We start from the raw sequence: 11,399 nt of genomic DNA on the forward strand, positions 1-11,399 counted from the left end.
ATCGTTTTTTTCGTTTTTTTCATAAAATGTTCCTTAAAGTAATGTTTTATTGCAAAAAATGTATCAAAATGAGAATTTATTTACAATGCGTTTAATTTTACCACAAATTTATTGGATTTCAAAAAAAGTTTTAGGGTGTTTTGATGCACTCAATCAAGCTTGTAAGAGTGTTTTTAATTGATTGGGATTTGGTTTTTAGAAAGATTGTTGTAAAATAAACACCCCCATAAGTCGGATTATGGGGATAAATCCATAAAAGGAGTTTGTCATGGCTACCAAACATGGCAAAAACTCTTGGAAAACATTATACCTTGAAATTTCGTTTTTGGGGTGTAAAGTTGTTGTTTTATTGAAGCGATAGTTTTGTAAAACGAAGTTTCTGTAAAACGATAGCTTTAGTTTTTCCAAAGTTCCCTTAAGGCTTTTAGCTTTAAGGGTTTTCCTTTAAATTTTATCCTTAACTTATGGGGGCAAAAAAGGCTAACTCATCATCTCTAAAGCCAAAATTATCATGTTATCAAAGCTCTCTACCCTTTCTTTAGGGCTTAAGGCTTCTTTAGTGATTAAGTGATCTGAAACCGAGCATAAGCATAAAGCCTTAGCACTCAATTCCATCGCCGTGGCGTATAACCCTGCCGCTTCCATTTCAATAGCCAAATGGTTGTATTGGGCCATCAAATCAAAGGCATGCGTTTCAAAAGAATAGAAAAAATCGCTTGAAAAAACATTACCCACTTTCAAATCAATACCCAAACGCTTTGCTGTTTGATACGCTCTTAAACTCAATTCAAAATCAGGCGTTGCGCTCAAATCGTGGTTTAAAAAACGCACCCGATTGGTTTTAGAATCCGTTGAAGCTCCCGTTGCCATGATAATGTCTTTCAGACCAACTTTTGGGCTAATCGCCCCGCAAGTGCCAATCCTTAAAAGCTCTTTAACTTGATAGGTTTTAATGAGTTCGGTAACATAAATCGTGCATGACGCAATGCCCATGCCATGCCCCATTAAAGAAATCCCCTTACCCTTATACTTCCCGCTAAAGCCTAGCATGTTACGCACATTCGTGATCTCTTTGGCGTCTTGTAAGAATTTTTTCGCAATGTAGCTCACCCTTAAGGGATCGCCGCATAAAAGGCATTGAGGATAAAAATCGCCGATTTTGGCGTTGATGTGAGGGGTCATGGTTGTCCTTTAAAGTTTAATAAGTTTTTGCCATAATCTAAGGGGCTTAATCCCAAAAAATAAGCGATACTTTGCCCAATATCCGCAAACGACTCGCTCTTGCCTAAAAAGGCTGGTTGTAAATCTTTATGATAGAACAAAACAGGAATGTATTCTCGGGTGTGATCGGTGCCTTTAAAGCTGGGATCACACCCATGATCGGCGCAAAGAATGAGCAAATCGTTTTCTCTTAAATTTTCTAAAACCTCTTTTAAACGCAAATCAAAATGCTCTAAAGCGTTAGCATACCCTCTAATATCGCGCCTATGCCCATAATCGCTATCAAAATGCACAAAATTCGTAAAAATCAAGCTGTTGTTTTTAGCGTTTTTGACTTGCTCTAAAGTAACATCGCATAGCTCCATCAAACTACCGGCTTTGAACTTTTGAGTGATCCCCACATGAGCGTAAATATCAGCGATTTTCCCAATGCTAATGACTTCGCCTTGCTTTTCTTCAATGAATGTTTCAAAAAGCAATTTTTTATGGGGCTTTATCGCATAGTCTTTGCGCTTAGCGGTGCGTTTGAAATTCTCTCTATTTGCGCCAATAAAGGGGCGTGCGATCACTCTAGCGATCTTTAAAGGCTCTAGAATTTGAAACACTTCTTCACAAAGAGCGTATAAGTTATCAAGCCCAAACTTTTCTTCATGCGCAGCGATTTGAAACACCGAATCCGCTGAAGTGTAAAAAATGGGGTATAAAGTTTCTAAATGCTTTTCGCCTAAATCTTTAATGATTTCTGTCCCTGATGCGTGGCAATTCCCTAAATAGCCCTTAATCTTAGTTTTGTGCATGATTTCATCTAAAATTTCTTTAGGAAACGAATCATTTTTGTCTTTAAAATACCCCCATTCAAAAAGAACGGGTGCACCCATCATCTCCCAATGTCCAGAAATCGTATCCTTAGCGCTAGAAAGTTCTTGCGCATAAGTGTAAGCCCCTATTAAATTGGGTTGTGGTTGGAAACCCAAAGGCAATTCATTTGCGGCTTTTAAAGCGCTCAAACCTAAACCCAAACTCTCTAAATAAGGCAGTTTCAAAGCCCCATTGCGATCGTTAGAATCAGCCAAGTTATTAAAACAAGCCTTAGCGATATTGCCTAAAGTGTTCGCCCCCAAATCGCCAAAATCTTTAGCGTCTTCGCTAGCCCCTATACCAAAAGAATCCAATAATAAGATTACCACTCTTTTTTGCATGTTTTGTCCTTTTAATGAGCGTTTAATCCTATGAATAGCCCAGCGATAGTCGCGCTCATGAAATTAGAAAGCGTGCCTACAAGCACCGCTTTTAAAGCAAGCCTTATAATGAGATCCTTCTTTTTAGGCACTAAACTGCCAAGCCCTCCAATGAGCATAGCGACTGAACTTAAGTTAGCGAACCCGCACAACGCAAAAGTGATGATCGCTTTAGTTTTCTCGCTCAAGATTAAAGGAGGGTTATCGCCCAAATAAGGCAATAACTGCATATAGCCCACAAATTCATTGAGCGCAATTTTAATGCCTATGATTTCTCCGGCAATCCCGGCCTGGCTCCACGGAATGCCTAGCATAAAGGCTAAGGGTTTTAAGAGCGCGCCTAAAATCAACCCTAAAGACAAATGCTCCATGCCTAAAAACCCCCCTACAACCCCTAAAAGCCCGTTAATGAGCGCGAGCATCCCCACAAAGGCTAAAAGCATCGCTCCCACATGCAAGGCTAAATTTAGCCCTGTACTTGCCCCATTAGCGATAGCTTCTATGGCATTGACATGCTTTTCTACCGAAACATCTGCATGGCTAGAAATGGTTTCGTTTTGCGGGTAAATGATTTTAGCGAACAACAAACCCCCAGGAGCGGACATAAACGATGCGGCGATTAAATAAGGCAAAGGAATGCCCATGCTCGCATACCCGGCTAACACAGGCCCCGCAACGCTAGCCATGCCCACGCACATGACCGCAAAAATCTCTGAATCGCTCATGCTTTTCAAATAAGGTTTAATGACTAAGGGCGCTTCTGTGTGCGCTACAAAAATATTAGCCGCTGCGCTCATGCTTTCTGCTTTAGAAGTGCCTAAGCATTTTTGCAACGCCCCACCAATGAGATTGATAAATAAAGGCATGATTTTTAAATAATATAGAAGTGAAATCAAGCTAGCAAAAAAGATAATGATTGCTAAAACATTGATCGCAAAGATAAAGCCTCCTATCCCTTGATCGCCTTTAGCGTTTGGAGCGAGATTACCAAATAAAAAACGCACCCCCTCATAGCCGTAAGAAATCACGCTTTGTATGCCGCTGGCTAAGCCTTGCAACATTTCCCTACCCAAAGGCACATATAAAGCCAACGCCCCCAAAGCCACTTGAATCACAAAGGCGCTGACAATCGTGCGATAATTTATAGCCCTTTTATTGCCAGAAAACACCCAAGCAATAAGAAAAAGCACCGCCATCCCTACAACACTAAAAAGAGAGCTAAAAATCATCGTCAAATCCCTAAAGAAATTAAAAGATGCAACGCTATTGTAGTTTAGGTTTGCTAAAAAAAAGATTAAATGAATATTAAATGAAGATTAAATCAAATCATGGTGTCAAGAGGGGGACTTGAACCCCCGACCTCCGGCTTATGAGACCAGCGCTCTAAACCAGCTGAGCTACCTTGACAAAAAAAATAAAAGAATGAGATTATACAAAAAATTTTCTTAAAAATCCATTAAAATTACATTAAACTTTTATTATCAATCCTACTTTCCTAAATTAATGATAAAAATTAGAGATTTTCTTGTAAAATACTACGCATGTTTAAGAAAATTTTTCCATTAGCGTTAGTGTCTTCGTTGCGGTTTTTAGGGCTTTTTATCGTTTTGCCTGTCATTAGTTTGTATGCGGATAGTTTCCATTCAAGCAGTCCCTTGCTTATAGGTTTGGCGGTGGGCGGGGCTTATCTCACGCAAATTGTTTTTCAAACCCCCATGGGCATTCTTAGCGATAAGATAGGCCGTAAAGTGGTGGTTATGGTGTGCTTATTATTGTTTTTAGCCGGCTCGTTAGTGTGCTTTATAGCGAATGATATTGTTTGGCTCGTTATAGGGCGCTTCATTCAAGGCATGGGGGCTTTAGGGGGGGTCGTTAGCGCGATGGTGGCTGATGAAGTGAAAGAAGAAGAGCGCACCAAAGCGATGGCCATCATGGGGGCGTTTATTTTCATTAGCTTCACTATAAGCATGGCCATAGGCCCTGGGGTTATGGCGTTTTTTGGGGGGGCAAAATGGCTCTTCTTGCTCACGGCGATCTTAACTTTATTGAGTTTGTTAATGCTTTTAAAAGTCAAAGACGCCCCTAAAATTTCTTACCAAATCAAAAACATAAAAGCTTACCAACCCAACTCTAAAGCCTTGTATCTTTTGTATCTAAGCTCTTTTTTTGAAAAAGCGTTCATGACGCTTATTTTTGTGCTGATCCCTTTAGCCTTAGTGAATGAATTCCATAAAGATGAAAGCTTTTTAATCTTGGTGTATGTGCCTGGAGCCTTATTAGGGGTTTTAAGCATGGGAATAGCGAGCGTTATGGCTGAAAAATACAATAAGCCTAAAGGAGTGATGCTTTCTGGTGTGCTGTTGTTTATTGTGAGTTATTTGTGCTTGTTTTTAGCCGACTCTAGCTTTTTAGGGAAATATTTATGGCTCTTTATTCTTGGGGTGGCGTTTTTCTTTATTGGCTTTGCCACCTTAGAGCCTATCATGCAATCTTTAGCGTCTAAATTCGCTAAAGCAAACGAAAAAGGCAAGGTTTTAGGGCAATTCACTACTTTTGGCTATTTAGGGAGCTTTGTTGGGGGCGTGAGCGGGGGGTTGAGCTACCATCATTTAGGCGTTTCTAACACAAGCTTAATCGTTGTAGCTTTAGGGCTTATTTGGGGGCTATCGCTCTTTTTACTCCATAACCCTTCCAAGCAAAAAAATGTCTATTTCCCCTTAGACGCTTACAATGAGGAACAATTTGAAACTTTAGGGGACAAAATCATTGAATGGTATGTTAATATTAGCGAAGAAATCATTATTGTGAAATATAATTCCGATCACATTAGTGAAGAAGAAATCATTCGCTTAGCGCGAAACTTTAGAAAATAAAACAATTAAGGATCAAAAATGGCCTATGAAATTTCTAAAAAAGTCTTACACATTGTAGGCAAAACCAACGCCACTTACAAACTCATAGAAGAAGGCGATAAAGTCTTATTAGGATTGAGCGGGGGCAAGGATTCTATCATGCTTGCGTGCATCTTAGCTAGGATGCAAAAACATGCCCCTTTCAAATTTGATTTTAAAGCGGTTACCGTGCATTATGGTTTGGGCGAAGATTTGAAATGGTTGAGCGATTTGTGCCAAGAGCAAGGCATTGAGCATGAGATCATTTACACCCAAATCGCTGCCACGATCAACGAAAAACGCCGTGAAAAAAGCTCGTTTTGTTCGTTTTGCTCTCGTTTGAGGCGAGGGACTTTGTATTCTAAGGCTTTAGAGGAAGGCTATAATAAAGTCGCTATCGCGCACCATTTAGATGATGCGGTAGAGAGCTTTTTTATGAATTTCACTTATAACGGGAGTTTAAGGAGCATGCCCCCCATTTATAGGGCTGAAAACGGCTTGTTGGTGATCCGCCCTTTGATTAAGGTTCGAGAAGCTAGTAGCATTCATTTTGTCACTTCTCAAAATATCCCCGTCGCTCCTGATTGCAATTGCCCGGCCAAACAGCCCACCTCTGATAAGCCCCCTATCGCGCGATTAGCCACTAAAAATTTCTTAAAAGAAATGCAAAACTTGCACCCTCGTTTCTTTGATAGCTTAGAGAATGCGTTCAATAATGTCCAAGCGAGCAGCTTTAGCGACGCTAGATATTTAGACGCTTAAGCTTTCATTTAAGCTTTTTTGTTGAGTATTTTGATCGTAATGGTGAATAACACCCCTTCAAAAATAGCCGCCATGAGCAATGCGTAGTAGGTGTTTTGCGAGATCGCTTGCGCTTTTAAACCCACTGCTGCGGTGGTTACTAAAAAAGTTAAAGGCATAGAAGCCCCTAAGGCGAATGAAAATAAATGCTTAGCTTCTTTAAAGTATTTACGCCACAATAAGGTTGAAGTGATCAAGTGCAAACTCAACATCGCTATGACAATCAATATCCCTTGGAGGATCAAATGCGGGTTTAAAAACACTAATTTTAAGTCTAAAGTAGAGCCTACATGGATGAAAAACAAAGGCACAAAAAACCCAAACCCCACATCATTGAGCTTGTGGATCAATTCTGATTTATGAGGGAAAAAAGTAGAAACGACTAACCCTGCTAGAAACGCCCCTAAAACCATTTCTATTTTGAGCCACACCACGATCGCAACTAAGGAAAAAAAGAGCATGAGCGAAAAACGCACGTCTTGGTTAAACTGACTGCTTTTAGGCATCACAAAAAGCTTTAAATGCGGGAACCACCAAAACAAAGTCTTAAAGATTTGAAACGCCACGATAATTAAGATTAAAAAAACAATAAGAATGCCTAAATCTTTAATCAAATCCATACCCAAACCATGCGAATACACCCCATCCACGACCACCAAACCAAAAATGCTTAACAATTCCCCAATAACGCCCACTTTCAAAACCAAATCAAGCCACAAAATCTCTTTACGATAATCTTTGACTAAAGTCATGATCATGCCCAAACTAATAATGGGGAAAATCACCATAAAAATAGGCTCTAAATTAAGGCTAAAAGTAAGAATGAATGAAAGCATGTATAAAATCAACAGATAAGCAAAAATGCGTTTTAAAAGAGAAACCCCTAATTTTTTAAACAAATAAATTTCTACTTCCAAACCGCACAAAAACATTAAAAACAAAAAGCCAATTTCAGACATGATTTCAAAGCCCTTAGTAGGCTCAATAAAACCCACATACGCCCCAACAGACCCAAATAAAATCTCCACGACCGTGATAGGCAAACGAGAGATTCTGGACATATAGGGGGCCATCACAATTAAAAGCATAATGAGCGCGAAAGTGAAAAATTCTGCATGCATGTCTTAATTTTACCTTATTTATTGGTTAAGTTTTCAAAGCGATAGGGTTTTTCTCTTTATAAGTGGTAAAAACCCCTTTTTTGATTTCGTAATAAGTTACCCCTAACGCTACTAAAAACGCTAAAAATTGTGCGATAGGGTAAGTTACCCAAACGCCATTAATCCCATAGAAGTGACTTAAAATCGGCAATAGGACAATAATAAACCCTAGCGTGTGCGAAAGGGTGATGATAAACGAACTTTTAGCGCGTTGGATGGATTGGAAAAACACCGCGCACAACAAAGTCATGCCTAAAAAAACATAGCCCACATAATAAATATTCATCGCTCTTTTAGTCTCTTGCATAAAAAGGGGGTCTTGTTCGCTTGGCTGCAAATAAAGCTTGATTAAAAATTCATCTAAGAAATAATAAGCGCCATAGAAAACAATCCCTATACAAAACGCCGCTTTCAAACCAAAGACAAACACCTCTTTCACGCGCTCTAAATTTCTAGCCCCATAGCTAAAGCTCGCGATCGGTTGGATGCCTTGAGAAATCGCAAATAAAGTCGTAAAAAAGATAATCGCATTATACATAACGATCCCATACATGCTCACAAACCTTTCCCCCGCCGTGTGCATGATAGCGGTATTAAACAATAAAATCATAATAGAAGCGCTAAATTCTGCCGTGCTTTGAGGCACGCCGCTTTTGGCTGAAGAAATGACTGAAGATAAAGAAAATCGTTTGATGAAATACAATTGCCCTTTTTTGCGCCAAAAATGTTGCATTAAGACTAAAACCCCTATCGCATGCCCTATCACGGTGGCTATCGCGCTGCCTTGAACCCCCACTTCCAACACAAAAATAAACCAATAGTTGAAAAAGATATTCGCTAACGAGCCAATCAGCATCGCTACCATCGCTAAAATGGGGCGTTTGTCATTCACCACAAAAACATCCGCTAAAGGGTGGAGGACCATAAAAACCGCGCCCATTAAAATGATTTCAATGTAGCGTTTGGACATGCTCAATAAAGCGTCATTGCTCCCAAAAAGGCGTGCGATAGTTTCGCTAAAAGGCAATAACGCCATGCTCAAAATAAAGGCGCTTAGAGCGACAAAATAAAACACGCTGCTAAACACAAGCCTAGCCCTATGGGTTTTATTTTGACCCAAAAAATACCCCACAATACTCGCTGCCCCAAAACCAAAAAGCAATTCATACGCTATTAAAGCCGGGAAAATAGGCCATGCGATATTGACCGCAGCGATAGCTTCTTTACCCAGTTTCTTGCCCACAAACATGCCATCTATCATAGAGTAAGTGGAAAGTGAAATCATAGAAAAAGCTAAAGGGATAAAATAATAAAAAAAGAGCTTCCTAATAGAATCTTTATGCAAATCAATCTTTTTTTTGAGCATTTAAACCACACACCACCTAAAATTTATGACAAATTTTTCTATTTTAACATAAAAAGAGAGACAATCTATCCGTTAGCACAACTAGATTCAAGCCGTATCATTAAATTTTAAAAAATGGTTTTTAGCGCGAAAGGGATTTCCTTTATTGGATTAATCCTTTTAACGCTCTTTATGTTTTTTTAAACTTTATCGTAATGAATCTAAGCCAAAACAGCGCCAACAAACCTAAAGCCCCACCCACAAAGCCAATATACCCTAGCCCTAATTGGTGGATCACAATACTGCCAAACAACGCTCCTGATCCAATCCCCACATTATAGCTCCCCGAAAAAATCGCGCTCGCGACATCCGTAGCATCTGGGGCGAGTTGCAACACCCTCATTTGCAACGCAATGGTGAGTGAAGTGATCCCAATCCCCCATAAGAAAATTTGCAAAAAGATCACCCACTCTAAGTTTTTAAACACAAAAAGCAAGAGTTGCGGGCAAATGACTAAAATCATTGCAAAAGCGATAAATTTTCTTGAATTTTTTGCATACAAACGACCGAACAAAAAACTCCCTGCCACGCCCGCTAACCCAAACACAAACAACATTAGCGTCGTAATGTCAGGGGAAAATTGGCTGATTTGAATGATAAAAGGCTCAATATAACTATAAGTGGTGAAATGCCCAGAGATAACCATGATCACAAGCAAATAAATCCCCACTAAAAGCGGGCGTTTCATTAATATAGGGACACTTGCGAGCGTGCCGGCGTTTCTACTCGGTAAATGCGGGAGCAATTTCCACATAAGCAGCATTATAAGAGTCGCAACGCCCCCAATCACGCCAAAAGTGGATCGCCAATCCAGGATTTGCCCAATGATCCTCCCAAGCGGCAACCCTAAAATCATCGCTAACGAACTCCCTAACGCTAACAGCCCTAAGGCCTGTTGTTTTTTATTTCTTGGCGCGACACGAATGACTAAAGAAGCCGTGATGGACCAAAAAATAGAGTGGGCAAAAGCGATACCCATACGAGAAAGGAGTAGCACCCAAAAATCCCACGCTAACGCTGAAAGGATATGGCTAGCAATAAAAAGGGCGAAAAGAAAGAGCAGTAAGCGTTTCCTTTCAATTTTAGCGCTAAGCAGCATCAAGGGCAATGAGCCAAGAGACACTACCCATGCATAAGCAGTGATCATAAGCCCCACTGTTGCGCTCTCCATTTCAAAGCTTTTCGCAATATCTGACAGAAGCGCGACAGGGACAAACTCCGTGGTGTTAAAAATAAACGCTGAAAGCGAAAACACAAAGACCCGCATTAAGGCGAATCTTTGATACGATTGTTTGGTTATCATCATTTAAATCTTAAGGGGTTAAATTTTATTCCATTTGAAAACTTGGAGTATAAGACAAAAATTTTAATCGCTTGTAAATTAGGGGCTGATTGAAACAAATATTCCCGCTCCATAGGCGCATTAATTTAATAAAGTTGTTACCATATAAAACAGAATTTAAAATCATTTCCAACTTTTAACCAATCTGTTTTTTGTAACTGCGGTCATTGTTGATTAAGCGCTAAAATTAAGCTATTGCCTTTTTAATAATTTTAGAATTTTAGAATAAAGGATAATTAGAATGAAAAAAACTTTTTTGATCGCTTTAGCGCTAGCGGCTTCTCTTATAGGCGCTGAAAACACCAAATGGGATTATAAAAATAAAGAAAATGGCCCACACCGTTGGGACAAATTGCACAAAGATTTTGAAGTGTGCAAAAGCGGTAAAAGCCAATCGCCCATCAACATTGAGCATTACTACCACACGCAAGATAAAACCGATTTGCAATTCAAATACGCCGCTTCTAAACCTAAAGCGGTCTTTTTCACCCACCACACTTTAAAAGCTTCGTTTGAACCGACTAACCACATTAATTATAGAGGGCATGATTATGTGCTGGATAATGTGCATTTCCACGCCCCTATGGAGTTTTTAATCAATAATAAAACCAGGCCTTTGAGCGTGCATTTCGTGCATAAAGACGCTAAAGGGCGTTTGTTGGTGTTAGCGATAGGTTTTGAAGAAGGGAAAGAAAACCCCAACCTTGATCCTATTTTAGAAGGCATTCAAAAGAAACAAAATTTTAAAGAGGTGGCTTTAGACGCTTTCTTACCCAAAACTATCAATTACTACCATTTTAACGGCTCTCTCACCGCTCCTCCTTGCACAGAAGGGGTGGCATGGTTTGTGATAGAAGAGCCTTTGGAAGTCTCTGCCAAACAATTGGCTGAAATCAAAAAACGCATGAAAAATTCGCCTAACCAACGCCCCGTCCAACCTGACTACAACACCGTGATCATTAAAAGCTCAGCTGAGACCCGCTAAAGATCCGCTAAATTTAAAACCCCCTCTTTTAAAAAAGGGAGGTAAAAATCATTCTTCATAAAACACCGCTAAAAATTGCAACCGCTTGTATTTTGTGAAACGCTCAAACGCTAAAGACGATTGGAATCCCTACTAAGAAGTTTAAAAAAGCTCTGTTCTAATTGGGTAACATAGAGTTTTTAAAATACCATAAATAAGCTAAGAACGATTTTATGGTGTTTTCTTATGCCTACACCCTTTTACTATAACCATAACCCGCTTTTTCTGCTTTTTTCTCGGTATTAGCCGCTGCTTCTATTTCTTTATTAATATCAGCAAATATTTTTTGAACGAACAAAAGGCTTTGAGAGGTTGAA

11 protein-coding genes and 1 tRNA gene are annotated in these 11,399 nt (G+C 39.6%); 3 read left to right on the forward strand and 9 right to left on the reverse strand.

All coding sequences use genetic code 11. The features are described 5' to 3' along the window. Positions 1 to 195: 195 nt before the first annotated feature. The 5 genes from CXY28_RS09005 to CXY28_RS08120 form a co-directional block, all read right to left on the reverse strand. Entirely contained in the window at positions 196 to 408 is a 213-nt protein-coding gene (locus CXY28_RS09005; protein WP_079334145.1) for a hypothetical protein, read from the reverse strand. A 72-nt stretch (positions 409 to 480) separates the two neighbouring features. Further along, positions 481 to 1,182, reverse strand: a complete 702-nt coding sequence (deoD, locus tag CXY28_RS08105; RefSeq protein ID WP_025276277.1) for a purine-nucleoside phosphorylase — start codon at positions 1,180 to 1,182, stop codon at positions 481 to 483. Then, complete coding sequence (locus tag CXY28_RS08110) at positions 1,179 to 2,420, reverse strand: phosphopentomutase (RefSeq protein WP_100980420.1); 1,242 nt, start codon at positions 2,418 to 2,420, stop codon at positions 1,179 to 1,181. The genes deoD and CXY28_RS08110 overlap by 4 nt, the downstream gene beginning before the upstream one ends. 11 nt (positions 2,421 to 2,431) lie before the next feature. Continuing rightward, a complete protein-coding gene (locus CXY28_RS08115; protein WP_100980422.1) occupies positions 2,432 to 3,688 on the reverse strand; it encodes a NupC/NupG family nucleoside CNT transporter in 1,257 nt (418 codons plus the stop codon). A 100-nt stretch (positions 3,689 to 3,788) separates the two neighbouring features. After that, positions 3,789 to 3,866, reverse strand: a tRNA-Met gene (locus tag CXY28_RS08120). 173 nt (positions 3,867 to 4,039) lie between these two features. Between CXY28_RS08120 and CXY28_RS08125 the strand changes: the two genes are divergently transcribed. Both CXY28_RS08125 and CXY28_RS08130 read left to right on the forward strand, forming a co-directional pair. Beyond that, entirely contained in the window at positions 4,040 to 5,332 is a 1,293-nt protein-coding gene (locus tag CXY28_RS08125) for an MFS transporter (RefSeq protein WP_332870742.1), read from the forward strand. Positions 5,333 to 5,350: 18 nt separating this feature from the next. Beyond that, positions 5,351 to 6,112, forward strand: coding sequence for a tRNA 2-thiocytidine(32) synthetase TtcA (locus CXY28_RS08130; RefSeq protein WP_000312900.1), 762 nt, complete (start codon positions 5,351 to 5,353; stop codon positions 6,110 to 6,112). Positions 6,113 to 6,120: 8 nt separating this feature from the next. Here CXY28_RS08130 and CXY28_RS08135 read toward each other — a convergent pair whose 3' ends face one another. The 3 genes from CXY28_RS08135 to CXY28_RS08145 all read right to left on the reverse strand — a co-directional run bounded on the left by CXY28_RS08135 (position 6,121) and on the right by CXY28_RS08145 (position 10,022). Then, a complete protein-coding gene (locus tag CXY28_RS08135; protein ID WP_100980426.1) occupies positions 6,121 to 7,272 on the reverse strand; it encodes a cation:proton antiporter in 1,152 nt (383 codons plus the stop codon). A gap of 25 nt (positions 7,273 to 7,297) precedes the next feature. Further along, on the reverse strand, positions 7,298 to 8,677 hold the full coding sequence (locus tag CXY28_RS08140) for an HP1184 family multidrug efflux MATE transporter (RefSeq protein WP_050826226.1): 1,380 nt from the start codon (positions 8,675 to 8,677) through the stop codon (positions 7,298 to 7,300). 169 nt (positions 8,678 to 8,846) lie between these two features. After that, entirely contained in the window at positions 8,847 to 10,022 is a 1,176-nt protein-coding gene (locus CXY28_RS08145) for a sugar transporter (RefSeq protein ID WP_024118196.1), read from the reverse strand. Positions 10,023 to 10,299: 277 nt separating this feature from the next. Here CXY28_RS08145 and CXY28_RS08150 point away from each other — a divergent pair, with 277 nt between their 5' ends. Further along, a complete protein-coding gene (locus CXY28_RS08150; protein ID WP_100980428.1) occupies positions 10,300 to 11,043 on the forward strand; it encodes a carbonic anhydrase in 744 nt (247 codons plus the stop codon). Between the two features lie 229 nt (positions 11,044 to 11,272). Here the strand turns inward: CXY28_RS08150 and CXY28_RS08155 are convergent. After that, positions 11,273 to 11,399: DUF874 family protein (locus CXY28_RS08155; RefSeq protein WP_157819746.1), on the reverse strand; the 127-nt coding region annotated here is incomplete at its 5' end.

This window comes from Helicobacter pylori (assembly GCF_002832345.1).
Taxonomy (GTDB): Bacteria; Campylobacterota; Campylobacteria; order Campylobacterales; family Helicobacteraceae; genus Helicobacter; species Helicobacter pylori_CP.

Bases quoted from the DNA above. Each gene is read 5' to 3' on its own strand.
- CXY28_RS08145 (WP_024118196.1), bottom strand. From the start codon at position 10,022: ATGATGATAACCAAACAATCGTATCAAAGATTCGCCTTAATGCGGGTC.
- deoD (WP_025276277.1), bottom strand. From the start codon at position 1,182: ATGACCCCTCACATCAACGCCAAAATCGGCGATTTTTATCCTCAATGC.
- CXY28_RS08115 (WP_100980422.1), bottom strand. From the start codon at position 3,688: ATGATTTTTAGCTCTCTTTTTAGTGTTGTAGGGATGGCGGTGCTTTTT.
- CXY28_RS08150 (WP_100980428.1), top strand. From the start codon at position 10,300: ATGAAAAAAACTTTTTTGATCGCTTTAGCGCTAGCGGCTTCTCTTATA.
- CXY28_RS08130 (WP_000312900.1), top strand. From the start codon at position 5,351: ATGGCCTATGAAATTTCTAAAAAAGTCTTACACATTGTAGGCAAAACC.
- CXY28_RS08135 (WP_100980426.1), bottom strand. From the start codon at position 7,272: ATGCATGCAGAATTTTTCACTTTCGCGCTCATTATGCTTTTAATTGTG.
- CXY28_RS08140 (WP_050826226.1), bottom strand. From the start codon at position 8,677: ATGCTCAAAAAAAAGATTGATTTGCATAAAGATTCTATTAGGAAGCTC.
- CXY28_RS08110 (WP_100980420.1), bottom strand. From the start codon at position 2,420: ATGCAAAAAAGAGTGGTAATCTTATTATTGGATTCTTTTGGTATAGGG.